Here is a 15,108-nt window from a genome sequence, read left to right on the forward strand (position 1 = left end):
TTCCCGGGCGGTGGGCAGCCCCCGCGGGCTTCCGCCGCGGGCCGAGCCGGTGCCGGACGGGTGCCGGACGGGTGCCGGGCGCCACCCCCTTTGCCGAGGAGCACGATGTCTGAATCTTCCGAGACCCGAGTGGTCCATGTTCCCGCGGAGGCCGCCGGTCGCCGCTTCGACCAGGTGCTGACCGAGCTGTTCGGCGACTTTTCCCGCAGCCGCCTCCAGCAGTGGATCAAAGAGGGGGCGGTGACCCTTGATGGGCAGGTGGCGCGGCCCCGTGACAAGGTGTACGGCGGCGAGGCGGTGGCGCTGACCGTGCGGCTGGAGGAGGAGACGCGCTGCACTGCACAGCCGATCGAGCTGGATGTTCGTTACCGGGACGAGTCGATCCTGGTGATCCACAAGCCCGCCGGGCTGGTGGTCCATCCGGCTGCGGGGAACCCCGACGGCACCCTGCAGAACGGTCTGCTCCATCTCGATCCGGCGCTCGCCGCGGTGCCGCGGGCGGGGATCGTCCACCGTCTGGACAAGGAGACCTCCGGACTGATGGTTGTGGCGCGCACGCTGCGAGCCCACAAGGACCTGGTGGAGCAGCTCCAGGCGCGCACCGTCAAGCGCCAGTACGAGGCGGTGGTGGTGGGCGGCTTCAGCGGCGGTGGACGGGTGGAGGCGCCGATCGGCCGCCATCCGGTGGACCGCAAGCGGATGGCGGTGCTGCCGGAGGGGGCGGCGGGGGCGAAGCCGGCGGTGACCCACTACCGGGTCACCGAGCGGTTCCGCGGGCATACCTGGCTCACCCTCCATCTGGAGACCGGGCGGACCCACCAGATTCGCGTCCACATGGCCCACCTGCACCATCCGCTGGTGGGGGACCCGGTCTACGGTGGGCGGCTGAAGCTCCCCGCCGGCTGTTCGGAGGCGTTGAAGGGGGTGTTGCGCGGGTTCAAGCGCCAGGCGCTGCATGCTGCCCGTCTCGGGCTGATTCATCCGCGCAGCGGTGAGGCGATGGAGTGGGTGGCGGAGTTGCCGGCGGACATGGTGGCGCTGATCGAGGCGCTGCGGGCCGACGCCGGGGAGCATGACTGAGACGGTAGGCTGGTGCTACTGCGGCGGCGTATACAGGGGCGGCGGGGTCGGGGCGGCGAGGATTCTGGTTACGACGCTCTGCGTCGCAATATTCTGGTTATTCTGGTTACGACGCTCTGCGTCGTAACCGGCGACCTTGGACGCTCTGCGTCCTGACTTGAGCCATGGTGGTTGCGGTGACGGCGTCGACGCGGAGCGTCCAGGCTAGGAGCCTGTCGGACTATGGATGAATCGGCCGCGAAAGCGGGATGGCAGCCCCACTTTTTCGAAAATCCTCGTCAAATAGCTCACTATTCTCCTCGAATTTTCGAAAAATTGGGGCCGCCCTCCCACTCCCGCGACTCGATCCCCCATAGTCCGACAGGCTCCTAGGCTCCGCTGCCGGCGTGGAGGCCGAGGTTACCACGCAGAGCGTGGTAACCAGGGGTGGCTCCGGTTGAAGTCGGCAGGGCGCCGGATCTAACTCACCCTGATATTCTGACATCTGACACCGATGAACGACTTCCTGCTCCCCAATTGGCCGGCCCCCGCCACCGTGCGGGCCGCGGTGACCACCCGCCTCGGCGGGGTCAGCGCGCGCCCCTACGATTCGTTCAATCTGGCCACCCACGTGGAGGACGATCCGCGGGCGGTGGCGGTCAATCGGGCACGGTTGCGCGAGGCGCTGGGGCTGCCGGCGGAGCCGTGTTGGCTCAACCAGATCCACGGTACCGGTATCGTTGATGCGGCCGCCGCGGCGCCGGGGTGCGAGGCCGACGGCGCCTTCGCCACCGTTTCCGGGGTGGTCTGCGTGGTGATGACCGCCGACTGCCTGCCGGTGCTGCTGTGCGACCTTCGGGGGCGACGGGTGGCGGCGGTTCACGCCGGCTGGCGCGGCCTGCTCGACGGAGTGGTCGAGGCGGCGGTGGCCCGTCTGGAACGCCCTGGGGAGGGATTGATGGCGTGGCTCGGGCCGGCGATCGGGCCCGCCGCCTTCGAGGTGGGCGACGAGGTGCGCGACGCCTTCCTCGCCGACGATCCCGGTTGCGTGGGGGCGTTCCGCCCGTCGCCCGCGGGGCGCTGGCTGGCCGATCTCTACCACCTGGCCTGCCGCCGGCTGGCGCGCATCGGCATCGATGAGGTCTACGGCGGCGGGCTGTGCACCTATCGTGACGCCGGGCGGTTCTACTCCTACCGTCGCGACGGCCGCACCGGTCGGATGGCGAGCCTGATCTGGCTGGAGTCGCGTTGATCGTTGTTTTTTTAACCACGGAGGTCGTTGGGGCTTGGGCCGTGCCTCTTTCTCCGTGCCCTTCGTGTCGAATCGCGGGCGATCCGGCCGGCGATGACGGGCTGCACGGCACCCGACGGAACCTTGTGTTTCGCACCACCCGCCCCAATTTTCCGTGGTCAAACGGGTAGACCTCCAAGTTGAAGGAGTGATCGGTGAGCAAGAAGTGGTACATGTTGACCCTGGTCGGTGAGGATCGGCCGGGGATCGTGGCGAAGGTGGCCCATGCCCTGTTCGAGGGGGGGTGCAACCTCGGTGAGGCCTCCATGGCGCGGCTCGGTGGCAGTTTCACCATTCTGATGATGGTCCGTCCGGAGGATGGAGCCCTTTCGGTGGAGGAGGCGGTGCGACCGGTGGCCCACTCCCTTGGTCTGCATATCCATCTCGACGCCATGGCCGGTGGTCTCCACCGCCACATCGAACCCGATGTACGGATCACCGTCCACGGCGCCGATCGTGCCGGGATCGTCGCCCAGGTGACCGGCGCGCTGGCCGAGAGCGGGCTCAATATCACCGATCTGGAGTCCGACGTCGCCGGCAGCGAGGAGAAGCCGGTCTACGTACTGCACATCGAGGGGGTGGCCGGCGAGGGGATCGAGCCGCTGCGTTCGGCCCTGGAGACCGTCAAGCACGGCGGCATCGAGGCGAGCATCTACGAGATCGACACCCTGATCGGTTGAGGAACGGAGAACCGCCGGGCTCCCCGGCGGGTGAATCATCATGGCTATTTTGCAAATCCTGACCGTCCCCGATCCGCGGCTAAAACAGGTCTCGGAGCGGGTGGAGCGGTTCGACGACGAATTTCGCCGGCGGCTCGCCGACCTGGAGGAGACCCGCCTGGCGGGACCCGGCGCGGTGGGCATCGCCGCCCCCCAGGTGGGGTGGTTCCAGCGGGTGGCGATCGTCGACGTGAGCGGCCACAAGAAGGTGAAGAAGCACCACGGGCGGATGGTGCTGGTCAACCCCGAGATCGTCGAATACGAGGGGTGGCAGAAGGGGCGTGAGGGGTGCCTGTCGGTGCCCGAATATACCGGCAACGTGATGCGCGCCAGCGCCATCGTGCTGGAGGCGCTGGACGAGCACGGCGAGCCGCAGCGCTACGAGATGGAGGGTTTCGAGGCGCGCGCGGTGCAGCACGAGCTCGATCACCTCGACGGCATCGTCTTCCTCGACCGTCTGGTCTCCCGCCGCAGCGACCTGTTCCAGCGAAAGGTCTACCAGTAGCCCTTTCCGCAACGGTTCAGCACTGAATCAGCAAGAGCAGATGAACCGCAGATTAACGCAGATGGGCGCAGATAAGATGGAAATAATCTGCGCCCATCTGCGTTAATCTGCGGTTGATGATGATTTCAGGGGAGTGTTACTCCCCGGTGCGGCGGCGCCGGTCGCTCAGCCGATCGGGTCTTCCGCGAAGGTCTGCTGGATCGACTCGACCTCTTCGCGGTGGCGGATGAGGGCGGCGACGCAGTCGCGGTCGAGCTTCTCGTCGGCCATCTCCAACAGCGTGGCGAAGGCGCGGTCGATCTCCCATGCCTCCTTGTAGGGGCGCTTGCTGGTCAGTGCGTCGAAGACGTCGGCCACCGCGATGATCCGCGCCTCCATGGGGATGTTCTCGCCGCTCAATCCGGCCGGATAGCCGCTGCCGTTGAGTGCCTCGTGGTGGTGGACGGCGATGTTGCGCAGCAGCTCGGCGTGGGGCGAGCGGTCGAGGTCGAAGTTGCGCATCATCTGGTCGATGATCTCGCGTCCGCGCAGGGTGTGGGTCTGCATCACCTTGAATTCCTCGCCGTCGAGCCGGCCCGGCTTGAGCAGGATACTGTCTGGGATGGCGATCTTGCCCACGTCGTGCAGCGGGGCGAAGAGGAACAGGTGTTCCACGTACTCGTCGTCGAAGCCGTAGCGTGGGGCCAGGTCGCGGGCGATCAATTGGGCGTAGCGGGCCATCCGGTCGAGGTGGGTGCCGGTCTCGTTGTCGCGGTGGCGGGTCAGGTCGCTGGTGGTCTTCAGCGCAGCGGTCAGGGTCTGCAGGCTGTTCAGCTCGCTCACCACCACCACCGCCAGCAGGCGCAGGATCGGGTCGATGTGGGAGAGCACCCGGTCGCTGAAGCACCCCCTGCGGTAGGAGTTGATGAAGATGAAGCCGAAGAACGTCCCCTGGTAGTACATCGGCCACGTGTAGCTGGCGCCGTAGCCCTGTTCGCTGATCTTGCGGGCGTGTTCGTGGCCGCTGGCGGCGAAGATGGAGAGGTCGTTGACCACCCGCGGGGTACCCCGTTCGAGGATCTCGCGCAGCGATGGGGCATCGCTCAGGCGGGTGTGGTAGTGGCTTAGCGGGCGGTCTTCGCCGCTGGAGTGGATGAAGGTCTTGAGCAGGTCGGTATCGCGCTCGTGCAGGGCGATGGCGATACGGTCGACGAAGTCGTAGTGCGCGCGCAGATGGCGGTGGATGAACTCCACCTTGCGTGCCAGCGGGAGATTGCCGTCCAGCGCCTTGAGCGGATCGCGGTGGGCGAACATGTCGACCGGGGTGTCCATGAAAGGGTGGTGCAATCCGCGAGTGGTGGGGAGGCGTCCATTAGTACCAAATCGGGCGAGGCGGACACAAGCGGCGTCGTCCGGCGGGGCCTGAAGCGGGTTTGACGTGAGAAGAGATTTCAACGCAAAGGCGCGAAGGCGCAAACGGCGCAAAGAGGATGAAGGCATTTTCGCCTTTTCAACCTTTGCGCACTTTGCGCCTTCGCCCCATTGCGTTGGATGGTCCTCTTCAGACTAAATCTTGTAGCGCTCCACCATTTCGTGCAGGGTGCCGGCGAGGCGTCCCAACTCGGTGCTGGAGGCGGAGGTCTGCTGGGCACCTGCGGCGGTCTGATCGGCCACCTGGCTGATGCTGACCACGCTGCGGTTGACCTCCTCGGCCACCGCCGACTGCTCCTCGGCGGCGGAGGCGATCTGGGTATTCATGTCGCTGATGCGGGTCACCGCCTCGGTGATCGCGTTCAGCGACTCCCCCGCCTTGGCCGCCTGCTCGACGCTCGCCCGGGCCTGATTGCGCCCCTCCTCCATCACCGATACCGCGTCGCGCGCGCCGCCTTGCAGGGTGGTGATCATCTGCTGGATCTCCTCGGTGGACTGCTGGGTGCGGGTGGCCAGCGTGCGCACCTCGTCGGCGACCACGGCGAAGCCGCGTCCCTGCTCGCCCGCCCTGGCCGCCTCGATGGCCGCGTTCAGTGCCAGCAGGTTGGTCTGCTCGGCGATGCCGCGGATCACCTCGAGCACGGTGCCGATGGCGTCGGTGTCCTCCTCCAGCTTGTGGATCACCTGCGAGGCCTTCTCCACCTCGCCGGCGAGGTTGTCGATGGCGTCGATGGTGGTGCTCACCACCCGCTTGCCGTTGTTCGCCTCCCGGTCGGCGCTGCGGGCGGCGTCGGCCGCCTCGCTGGCGTTGCGCGCCACCTCCTGGACGGTAGCCGACATCTCGTTCATGGCGGTGGCGGCCTGATCGGTCTGGCTGCGCTGGGTCATCACCCCCCGGCTGGTCTGCTCGGTGACCGCGGCCATCTGGTGGGCGGAGGCGGAGAGCTGCTCGATGCCCTGTCTCACCTCGCCGACGAAGCGGTTGAGGTGGTCGAGCATGCCGTTGAAGGCGCTGCCCATGTGGCCCACCTCGTCATGCTGGTCGAGGCGGGCGCGGACGGTAAGGTTGCCGTGGTCGGCCACCTCGCCCATCACCCGCTGCAGCTCGCCGAGCGGACGGGTGATGCTGCGCACGACGAACGAGGCGAAGACGATCACCAGCAGCAGCAGCAGGCCGAACAGCCCGGAGGAGCGCAGCGCCTCGGCGTAGAAGCGGGCGTCGACGTCGTCGATGTAGATGCCCGAGCCGATGATCCAGCCCCACGGCTGGAAGCCCTTGACGTAGGAGGTCTTCGGCACCGGCCGGTCGCTGCCGGGTTTCGGCCAGAGGTAGTCGACGAAGCCGGCGCCGTTGCGCTTGACCTCATCGGCGAAGGCGACGAAGAGCCGCTTGCCGTTGGGATCCTTGATCCCGGAGGCGTCCTGGCCGTCGAGCTGCGGCTTGATCGGGTGCATCAGCACCTTCGGCTGCATGTCGTTGATCCAGAAGTACTCGCTCCCCTCGTAGCGGAGGCCCTTGACCAGCTCCATCGCCTGTCGTTGGGCCTCCTCGCGGGAGACCAGCCCGGAGCTCTCCATATCGTGGAAGTGGCCGAGGATGCTCCACGCGGTCTCGACCACGTGGCGGGTCTTCAACTGCCGGTCCTCGAGCAGGGTTTGGCGGTATTGGAAGAGGTTGTAGGTGGTCAGCGCCCCCAGGCCGACGAGGGCGATCCCCACCACCAGCCACAGTTTGTGCGCGACGCGCATCTGGTTCAGCAGCGCATTCATTTCGTTGAGACTCCCTAGAATCAGGCTGTTTCGAAACGGGACCTCGCTGGTCCTCTCGTCGGGATATCCGTATTTTTTCCAATAATCAATATTGGTTTATCTTTCGAAATACTAATTTATTTCGCTACGTCGAGGTAGGATTTTTCCCCTTTTCCGGGTTGTGGGTGCAACCGCCTGTTTACCAGGGTCCAGCGAAGATTGCGCGGAGGGGGGGCGGCGTTCGGAAGGGCTCAGGCGGCGTCGGCAGGGCGTTCCCGTTCGCGCTGCTGGAGGGTCCACAGGTGGGCATAGGCGCCGCCCCGTTCGAGCAGTCCGTCGTGGCTGCCCCGCTCGACGATCCGCCCTCCTTCCAGCACCAGGATCTGGTCGGCGTCGACGATGGTCGAGAGGCGGTGGGCGATCACCAGGGTGGTGTGGTCTGCGGCCACCTCGCGCAGCGCGTCGAGGATCGCCTGTTCGGATCTGGAGTCGAGGCTCGAGGTGGCCTCGTCGAAGACCAGGATCTTCGGCGCCTTGAGGATCACCCGGGCGATCGCCACCCGCTGCTTCTCGCCGCCGGAGAGCTTCAGGCCGCGCTCGCCGACCACCGTCTCGTAGCCCGCCGGCAGGGTGGCGATGAAGCGGTCGAGATGCGCCATGCGCGCCGCCCGTTCCACCTCTTCGCGGCTCGCCCCGGGGCGGGCGTAGGCGATGTTGTAATAGAGGGTGTCGTTGAACAGCACGGTGTCCTGGGGGACGATGCCGATCGCCGCGCGTAGGCTCGCCTGGGTCACCTCGCGCAGATCGCGGCCGTTGACCGTGATCCGTCCGCCGTTGACCTCGTAGAAGCGGAACAGCAGTCGTGAGAGGGTCGACTTGCCGGCGCCGCTGGCACCGACCACCGCCACCTTCTGGCCCGGCGCGATGGTGAAGGAGAGGTCGTGGAGGATCGGCCGGTCGGGCTCGTAGGCGAAGGAGACGTTCTCGAAGCGCACCTCGCCGCCGCCCACCGCCAGCACTGGCGCGCCCTCGCGGTCGCGGATCTCCGGTTCCCGCTCCAGCAGCTTGAACAGCTGCTCCATGTCGGAGAGCGCGTGCTTCACCTGACTGTAGACCACCCCGAGGAAGCCCAGCGGGATGAACAGTTGGAGCAGGAAGGTGTTGACCAGCACCAGATCGCCGAGGCTCATGGTTCCCGCCACCACCTCGCGGCCGGCGAGCAGCATCACCAGGGTGAGCCCCGCGGCGATGATCGCCCCCTGGCCGAAGTTGAGCGCCGACATGGAGGTCTGGCTCTTCACCGCCGCCTCCTCCCACGCCCGCATCGAGCGTCCGTAGCGCTCCAGCTCCAGCCCCTCGTTGTTGAAGTATTTGACCGTCTCGTAGTTGAGCAGCCCGTCCACCGCGTGGCCGCTGGCCTTGGAGTCCTCGGCGTTCATGGTCACCCGGTACTTCATCCGCCACTCAGTGACGAAGAAGGTGAAGGCGACGTAGAGGCCCACCGTGCCGAGGGTGATCAGGGTGAAGCGGACGTCGTAGTTGGCGAGCAGGATGGCGGTGATCAGCCCCACCTCGACGAAGGTGGGGAGGATGCTGAAGACCAGGTAGTTGAGCAAGGAGGCTGCACTGCGCGAGCCGCGCTCGATGTCGCGGGCCACCCCGCCGGTGCGGCGGTCGAGGTGGAAGCGCAGCGACAGGGTATGCAGGTGGCCGAGCGCCCGGGTGGAGATCTCGCGGGTCACCCCATGGCGCACCCGGGCGAAGATCGAGTCGCGCAGTTCGTTGAACAGCGAGGAGGCCATGCGCAGCAGGCCGTAGGCGACGAGCAGCGTCAGCGGTAGCACGGTGACCGGGCTGAGCGAGGGGTCGAGGGCGTCGACGATCTCCTTCAGCGCCAGCGGCACGCCGACGTTGGCCCCCTTTGCCGCGAGCAGGGATGCGAGCGCCAGCCCCACCCGCCAGCGGAAGCGCCACAGGAAGGGGAGCAGCTTGCGCACCGTCTGCCAGTCGTTGCGGTCGCGCGAGGGGAGGGTGGTTCGGGTCTGATGCACTGGTTTTCGCCGGCGTGGGTTGGGGGAGGGTGCGGTGGTCGGTTGGGGGTGGTGCCGGTTCCGGGGGCGGTGGCTCCGTGCGGGGCCGGCGAAAACCAGAATATGGGGCGGGAGAGCGAAGAGTGCAATCCTAACCGGCGGTGGTCTTGGGGCAGCGTAGGGTGTGCCGAGGTTACGAGGCGCACCAGTCTCTACGGAGTGGGGCCCAGAGTGCCGTCACGACCGGTTGGGGCGGTTTACCCACGCCCGTCGGTGTAGACTGCCCGAATGATGTTATTGGAGATTGCCATGAACCGCGCCCGCCACGCCCTGCTGCTCGCCGCCGTGCTGCTCCCGCTGCCCGCGCTGGCAGCGCTCGATTCGGCCCAGGCCGACACCGCCTTCAGCTATGTCAACTCCCTGCGTCTGCTCGCCGGGATGACCTCGTTCAGCACCAACAGCCAGTTGGAGACGGCGGCCCGCGGCCACGCCAACTACCTGGAGGTCAACAACCTGGGCGGTGGCCACTACCAGAGCGCCTCGGATTCGTCCTTCACCGGGGTGAGTGTCTCGGATCGGGTGGTCGCCGCTGGCTACTCCACCACCTACGTGCTGGAGAACGTCTCCGGCGGACAGGACGACGCCTACGCCTCGGTGGACGGCCTGATGGGGGCGATCTACCACCGCTTCGGCTTCCTCAACTTCTCCGTCGACCAGCTCGGCATCGGCATCGCCAGCGGCAGCTACGGGCGCTACGTCTACAACATGGGCAACGCCGGCATCGAGTCGGCCTGCAACAACGGCTTCAGCGGTGGCGGGAGCTATTACGTCGCCTGCGCCAACGACGGGCGGGTCGCCTCGTCGGACTACGAGGGGGCGTTGGCGGTGGTGCGCGACGCCAACCCGGCACGGGTGGTGTGGCCCTCCGACGGCAACGGCGACATCCCGCCGGCCTTCTTCGAGGAGAGTCCCGATCCGCTGCCCGACTACAGCGTCTCCGGCTATCCGCTGTCGATCGGCTTCAACGAGGAGAAGGTCAGCCAGGTGCAGCTGCTCGATCTGGCGGTGCGCAAGGCGAGCGACGGCACGCGCCTGACCAATGTCCGCCTGCTGGACGCCTCCAGCGACCCCAACGGCGAGTTCAGCGACAAGGAGTTCGCCCTCTTTCCGCTGGAACGGCTGGAGTGGGATACCCAATACCGGGCCGACGCCGATCTGGTGGTGGATGGTGAGCGCACCTTCCTGCGCTGGTCCTTCCAGACCCGCGACCTCGGCGTCAACGTCTTTACCCTCGACGGTACCGGCGAGACCCTCTCGGTGGGCTCCGGCTCGCAGTTTGCGGTCTATTTCCCCCCCGCCTCGGGGAGCGACGTGCTCGGCTCGCTGCAGTGGTCCTACAGTGGCGGCACCACGGTGGATGCCTCGTTCATCGATCAGAATACGCTGCGCGTCTCGATCAGCGGTTCGGTGGGCGGTTACGCCACCTTCACCGCCGGTTCGCGCAGCTTCACCGTCACCATCGATCGCAGCACGGCGCTCGGCGCCACCGGCGGCAACAGCCACCAGGCCGGTTGCACCGGCGGGGTCGAACTGCCGCGCTTCGATCCGACCAGCGGCAGCCTGACCCTGCCGGTGGTGGAGGTGGGCGGGCTCTACTACCGGGCGACCCTGCAACAGGCGGGAGGCTACGACTTCACCCTCGGCGGGATCCGGGCGGTGAGTACCGAAGCCGCCTGCGTTTCGGCCTCCTTCGACGCGTCCAGCGGGCAGATCGACATCCCCACAGTGATGGTGGCCGCCGGTACCAGCGGCAGCGCCAGTGGCTACCACGTCCAGCTCGCGCTTCAGTCCGACTTCGCGTCGATCCGCTTTTCGCTGGCCTCCGCCGCCGCCGAGTGAGCGCAGGCGGCGGCGAGTTCCGGCCGCGCGGCGAGGGTGAAGACGCTGACGGTTCGCGGTCCGGAGTAGCCGGCGATGGCCCAGTGATCGACGTGGGCGATGTCCATCCGCTGCATCTTGAATCCGCGCAGTAGCGTCGGTCCCCACTCGTCGGGGACCGCGGCCAGCGACGCCCCACGTTCGCGCATTGCGCAGAGCACCTTCATCGCGTGCTCCGGGGCGTGGGTCGCCGGCAGGTCGCTGAGTCCGGTCAAGCCGGCGGGGGAGCGGGTCGCCCGCACCAGCCGGTGGTCGTTGAGGCCGACCAGGTCGATGATCGGACGATCGGCGAAGTAGCGCATGGCGCCGGCACCCTCCACCGCAATCACCGCATCCGCCGGGGCCCGTTCGGCGAGACGCTGCGCGAGCAGCGCATGCAGCCAGTGGGTGTGCAGGCAGTAGTCCTGGTAGAGGCGGGCGGTGAGCCACCAGTCGGGCAGTCGTGGGGCGAGGGCAATCAGCGCCACCAGTACCGCCACCGTGTGGCGCAGCGGGCGGTTGTCGATGCGCGATGCGACCGCGCGCGCTGCAGCCCACCCGCCGATGCCGACGAAGAGCAGGGCCAGCGGAATGAAGGGGTGGAAATAGCGTTCGACGTAGTAGCCGAGACTGAGGGATCGGGTGAGGCCGGTGGCGACCACGCTGCCGAGGAGGACGATCAGCATTGCCCCGGTGGTCTGCCAGCCGACCCGTCGCCACAGGGCGGTCATCCCGACGGCGAAGAGCAGCGTCGACGAAATCAGCACGTCCAGCCCGTCGCGCGGCAGCAGCACTCGCCAGTAGAGCAGCAGATCGCCGGCCCGCTCGCCGAGGGAGATCCACGGTGACGATTTGATCAGGAAGGTGGAGGGCAGCGGATAGCCGGTCGCCCAGAGCGTGTAGCCGATCCAGCCCAGGCCGAGGAGCAGCGAGGGGGCGAAGAGGGCGACCAGACGTTTGCCGCCTTCGCCGCGGGGAGCGGCGATGAGGATGAACGGGGCCAGCAGCAGCGGCACCATCGCCGCCTCCGGCCGGGCGAGCATCGCCAGCGCGGCGTAGAAGCCGCAGCGGCCGACCCGTTCGTCCTGCGAGGCGGAGAGGGTGAGCATGACCAGCCAGGCCGCCAGGGTCACCTCCATGCCGCTGAGCATGGAGAAGGTGAAGTCGGGGTGGAGCAGCGGCAGGGCGGCGGTGAGCCGTGCCGCCCACTTCGAACCGCTCAGCCGGCCGGCGAGCGTGCCGAGGGAGAGTGCGGTGAGCAGGCCGAAGAGCCACGACGCGAACTTCACGCCGACCGCCGGTGGCAGCCCGAGGGCCTCGCCGGCGAGGTGGAAGGGCATCACCGCGAAGAGCCACAAGGGACTGCTGAAGCCGGCCTCCGGCACGCCGGGATTGTAGGTCGGGAGTCCGTCTCTGAGCAGACCGCGGACATAGTCCAGGTGGATCCAGGCGTCGTCGATTGGAAAACCGATCCACACCGCGCCCCCGCGGTCGCTCAACAGCCACCCCAGCTGGGCGAGGGCGATCAGCAGGGCCAGCGGGATCAACAGCCGGTCGGTGGGGTGGTATGGGGGGGCATCGGATCACTTTTCGCGGACGCGATAGGTGAGCAGGGTCGAACCCTTCGCCGGGACGTGGAGCTGCCAGCGGGCAGTGGCCGCATCCGCCCGCTCGTGGGGGAGGCTCTCCTCGACGATCTGCCAGTCGCCGGCCATCGGTTCCAGCAGCTCCACGGTCACATCATGGGCCTTGGCGTTGAACACCTCCACCCGCCACGCCGTCTCCCGCTCGCTGCCGTAAAGCTTCCTGGCGTCGGTCTGGCGCCGTTTGGCGGTGATGTCGAAGGCGTTGCCGACCCGCTGCTCCACCTCCCGCCCCTCCGGGGTGTGGTCGATGCGGTTCTCGCCGATGAACTGCAGGCGCCCATCGCCGTCGCGGGTGTAGAAGCGCATCCCCCCCTTGGGCAGCGGGCGGCCGAGGGTGGGGCGGTCGTTGCGGAAGGTGAGCTGGACCTCCGCCTTCAGCTCCTGGTCGACCCCCGGTTGGGCGTAGCGCGGGGCGCGGATGCGGTAGTGACGGGTCACCGGGATGCCGTCGGCCTGCAACAGCAGCACCTGCTTGGTCTGGTTGTCGGCCAGGGTGGTGGGGCGCCCCAGGGTGTAGAGGTGGTACTCGAACAGCCCCTCCTCCCGGGGCAGGGGGGCCGCCGCCTCCATCATCACCTTGGCCATCCGCCGGGTGTCCGCCGCTGGCCGCTCCTGGTGAACGTCCCCGGCCATCAGCTGCACCTCGGCATCGGGGTAGGCGGTGCCGCTGCGGTTGGTGAGGGTGACCCAGCCGGTGAGGTCCATCTTGCCGTTGCCCTCGTCGAGTGCCGCCACGTAGTCGGCGCGCCAGTCGATGCCGCCGGTGAGATAGGCCAGCTCCAGCGGGAGTTCGCTCGACTGCTCGCTTTCCACGGTCATCGACAGGGTGGGCCGCTCGCGCAGGTTCTCCGGTACCTCGTTGAAGACGAAGCGCCACGGCGAGTCGGCGCCGCCGGTCTCGATCCGGTCGCCGATGCGGAACACCACGCCGCCGTCGCTCACCGATAGCAGGGTGCCGCTCTCCTCGCGCTCCTGGTCGGTCTGCGGGTGGATGCGCACCAGATTGACCTTCTTGCCGACGTATTTCTCCAGCAGGCTGCGCGGGGTGAGCAGATCGAAATCGAAGTTCTGCTCCAGCACCGTCGCCGCGCCGAACAGCCGTGCCGTCTCCGGGCGGATGCGGGCGGCGACGTCGGCGAAGGCGAGGCGGTTCTCGCCGCGCTCGAGGCGCACGCTGCGGTGGTCGCGGACCAGCGCCAGGTCGTTGTTGTAGAGGGTCAGCGAGAGACCGTCGCGGTCTTTCCCCGTGGTCTCGATCTCGGCGGTGGCAGGCAGTGCCGTGGCGAGCAGCAGCAGGGCGGGCAGGATGCGCATGGGGGGTCTCCTCGGCGGTGATGGGATGTAGAGTGGAGAGGGGCGCGTGGCCGGGCGATCCGGATGAATTCGGGGGCGCGGGGAAAAGCATTGTCAACCGCAGATTAACGCAGATCGACGCAGATCAGATGGAAAAAATCTGCGCCAATCTGCATTAATCTGCGGTTCAGTCTGCCCTTATGATCGGGTGCTGAATCGTTACCGGCAGTTTTTTTATATCACAGTGGGAAAGGCTCTATGGAAAGTACGTCGCAACTGGTTTGGGGCATGGTGTTCGGGGTGATCGGACTGGGCTTCTTCTCCTATGGCAGGAAGCAGCAGGCGATCGTCCCGCTGTTGAGCGGCATGGGGCTGTTCGTTTTTCCCTATTTCATTTCGAACGTCTACCTGCTGGTGGCGGTCGGGGCGGGATTGGTGGCGCTGCCCTATTTCGTGCGGATCTGACGCGCGGCGCGACCGGTGCGCCCTTTTCTGCTGAAATACCCCGTTTTCGCGCAGGACGAGGTTCCCGATGAGTTCCAATATTCGCGTCGTGCTGGTGGAGACCAGCCACTCCGGCAACATCGGGGCGGCGGCCCGGGCCATGAGGACCATGGGGCTGCACGAGCTGGTGCTGGTCTCGCCGCGCTGCTTTCCCGCGGAGGAGGCCACGGCGATGGCCTCGGGAGCGGATGACGTGCTGGCCGCGGCGCGGGTCTGCGGAACGCTGGCCGAGGCGTTGGAGGGATGCACGCTGGTGCTCGGGGCGAGCGCCCGGCCGCGCAGCCTCCACTGGCCGGTGGTCGACGGCCGCGAGGCGGGGCGGCTGGCGGTGGCGGAGGAGGGGCAGGCGGCGCTGGTCTTCGGGCGGGAGCGCTCGGGACTGACCAACGAGGAACTGGAGCTGTGCCACCAACTGGTCCATCTGCCGGCCGATCCGGAGTACTCCTCGCTCAACGTGGCGGCGGCGGTCCAGGTGCTCGCCTACGAGGTGCGCATGGCGGGGCTGGAGCGCAGTCCGGCGGAGGTGCGGGCGGTGAAGGAGGCGCCGGCCCCGGCGGAGGAGGTGGAGCGCTATTTCGAGCACCTGGAGCGGGTGCTCACCCTGACCGGCTTCCACGACCCGGCCAATCCCCGCCAGCTGCTGCGCCGACTCCGCCTGCTGTATGCTCGGGCACGTCCAACACCTAATGAGATCAACATCCTGCGCGGTTTCCTCACCTCCATCGAGCAACACCAATACTGGCCTTCGTCGAAAGACGAAGGCCAAGGGCTCGCGAAAGAATAATTTCCTGTTTTGGAACGCCGATCCGCCCTCCGCCCGGCGGCGTTGCGCAAAGGGTTGCATACAACGAGTATGCGCCCCTTTGCGCGCCTTACCGGACGGGCGTCTCGACGCCCCGAAACAGGAAGTTATTTTTTCGCGAGCGCCAAGAACCCGCAATTGGTCAATTCCTGATACAATCGCTACGAATTGCCCGTTCCCCCC

At 67.3% G+C, this 15,108-nt stretch carries 12 protein-coding genes; 7 read left to right on the plus strand and 5 right to left on the minus strand.

Translation table 11 applies throughout. The features are described from left to right. The first annotated feature begins 105 nt into the window (after nt 1–105). From rluD to def, 4 genes are all read left to right on the plus strand, one after another. A complete protein-coding gene (gene rluD / locus ACYQ2W_RS05910) occupies nt 106–1,080 on the plus strand; it encodes a 23S rRNA pseudouridine(1911/1915/1917) synthase RluD (RefSeq protein ID WP_459864204.1) in 975 nt (324 codons plus the stop codon). Between the two features lie 493 nt (nt 1,081–1,573). Continuing rightward, entirely contained in the window at nt 1,574–2,311 is a 738-nt protein-coding gene (pgeF, locus tag ACYQ2W_RS05915; RefSeq protein ID WP_459864206.1) for a peptidoglycan editing factor PgeF, read from the plus strand. Nucleotides 2,312–2,505: 194 nt separating this feature from the next. Next, nucleotides 2,506–3,030 (plus strand): glycine cleavage system transcriptional repressor, encoded by a 525-nt coding sequence (locus tag ACYQ2W_RS05920; RefSeq protein ID WP_459864208.1) that lies wholly within the window; start codon nt 2,506–2,508, stop codon nt 3,028–3,030. A 40-nt stretch (nt 3,031–3,070) separates the two neighbouring features. Continuing rightward, nucleotides 3,071–3,574 (plus strand): peptide deformylase, encoded by a 504-nt coding sequence (gene def / locus ACYQ2W_RS05925; protein WP_459864210.1) that lies wholly within the window; start codon nt 3,071–3,073, stop codon nt 3,572–3,574. Between the two features lie 165 nt (nt 3,575–3,739). On the opposite strand, the gene ACYQ2W_RS05930 is transcribed toward def, so the two are convergent. The 3 genes from ACYQ2W_RS05930 to ACYQ2W_RS05940 all read right to left on the minus strand — a co-directional run bounded on the left by ACYQ2W_RS05930 (nt 3,740) and on the right by ACYQ2W_RS05940 (nt 8,784). Continuing rightward, nucleotides 3,740–4,885: an HD-GYP domain-containing protein gene (locus tag ACYQ2W_RS05930; protein WP_459864212.1), complete on the minus strand. Its 1,146-nt coding sequence runs from the start codon at nt 4,883–4,885 to the stop codon at nt 3,740–3,742. Between the two features lie 234 nt (nt 4,886–5,119). After that, the gene (locus tag ACYQ2W_RS05935) at nt 5,120–6,754 is read right to left on the minus strand and encodes a methyl-accepting chemotaxis protein (RefSeq protein ID WP_459864214.1); all 1,635 of its coding nucleotides are present in this window, start codon (nt 6,752–6,754) and stop codon (nt 5,120–5,122) included. 230 nt (nt 6,755–6,984) lie between these two features. Continuing rightward, nucleotides 6,985–8,784, minus strand: a complete 1,800-nt coding sequence (locus tag ACYQ2W_RS05940) for an ABCB family ABC transporter ATP-binding protein/permease (RefSeq protein WP_459864216.1) — start codon at nt 8,782–8,784, stop codon at nt 6,985–6,987. Between the two features lie 288 nt (nt 8,785–9,072). On the opposite strand from ACYQ2W_RS05940, the gene ACYQ2W_RS05945 reads away from it, so the two are divergent. Next, the gene (locus ACYQ2W_RS05945) at nt 9,073–10,662 is read left to right on the plus strand and encodes a CAP domain-containing protein (protein ID WP_459864218.1); all 1,590 of its coding nucleotides are present in this window, start codon (nt 9,073–9,075) and stop codon (nt 10,660–10,662) included. Here ACYQ2W_RS05945 and ACYQ2W_RS05950 read toward each other — a convergent pair. Both ACYQ2W_RS05950 and ACYQ2W_RS05955 read right to left on the minus strand, forming a co-directional pair. Further along, a complete protein-coding gene (locus tag ACYQ2W_RS05950; protein WP_459864220.1) occupies nt 10,608–12,227 on the minus strand; it encodes a hypothetical protein in 1,620 nt (539 codons plus the stop codon). The genes ACYQ2W_RS05945 and ACYQ2W_RS05950 overlap by 55 nt on opposite strands. 36 nt (nt 12,228–12,263) lie before the next feature. Continuing rightward, the gene (locus ACYQ2W_RS05955; RefSeq protein ID WP_459864222.1) at nt 12,264–13,640 is read right to left on the minus strand and encodes a DUF4139 domain-containing protein; all 1,377 of its coding nucleotides are present in this window, start codon (nt 13,638–13,640) and stop codon (nt 12,264–12,266) included. Between the two features lie 237 nt (nt 13,641–13,877). Between ACYQ2W_RS05955 and ACYQ2W_RS05960 the strand changes: the two genes are divergently transcribed. Both ACYQ2W_RS05960 and trmJ read left to right on the plus strand, forming a co-directional pair. After that, a complete protein-coding gene (locus ACYQ2W_RS05960; RefSeq protein ID WP_459864224.1) occupies nt 13,878–14,084 on the plus strand; it encodes a hypothetical protein in 207 nt (68 codons plus the stop codon). 67 nt (nt 14,085–14,151) lie between these two features. After that, nucleotides 14,152–14,907 carry a tRNA (cytosine(32)/uridine(32)-2'-O)-methyltransferase TrmJ gene (gene trmJ, locus ACYQ2W_RS05965; RefSeq protein ID WP_459864226.1) on the plus strand — a complete coding sequence of 252 codons (756 nt, stop codon included), beginning with the start codon at nt 14,152–14,154 and terminating at the stop codon, nt 14,905–14,907. The last annotated feature ends 201 nt before the right edge of the window (nt 14,908–15,108 follow it).

This window comes from Endothiovibrio diazotrophicus, from assembly GCF_054657215.1.

Coding starts and splice junctions, on each gene's coding strand:
- rluD (WP_459864204.1), top strand. CDS start 106: ATGTCTGAATCTTCCGAGACCCGAGTGGTCCATGTTCCCGCGGAGGCC.
- pgeF (WP_459864206.1), top strand. CDS start 1,574: ATGAACGACTTCCTGCTCCCCAATTGGCCGGCCCCCGCCACCGTGCGG.
- def (WP_459864210.1), top strand. CDS start 3,071: ATGGCTATTTTGCAAATCCTGACCGTCCCCGATCCGCGGCTAAAACAG.
- ACYQ2W_RS05930 (WP_459864212.1), bottom strand. CDS start 4,885: ATGGACACCCCGGTCGACATGTTCGCCCACCGCGATCCGCTCAAGGCG.
- ACYQ2W_RS05935 (WP_459864214.1), bottom strand. CDS start 6,754: ATGAATGCGCTGCTGAACCAGATGCGCGTCGCGCACAAACTGTGGCTG.
- ACYQ2W_RS05945 (WP_459864218.1), top strand. CDS start 9,073: ATGAACCGCGCCCGCCACGCCCTGCTGCTCGCCGCCGTGCTGCTCCCG.
- ACYQ2W_RS05955 (WP_459864222.1), bottom strand. CDS start 13,640: ATGCGCATCCTGCCCGCCCTGCTGCTGCTCGCCACGGCACTGCCTGCC.
- ACYQ2W_RS05960 (WP_459864224.1), top strand. CDS start 13,878: ATGGAAAGTACGTCGCAACTGGTTTGGGGCATGGTGTTCGGGGTGATC.
- trmJ (WP_459864226.1), top strand. CDS start 14,152: ATGAGTTCCAATATTCGCGTCGTGCTGGTGGAGACCAGCCACTCCGGC.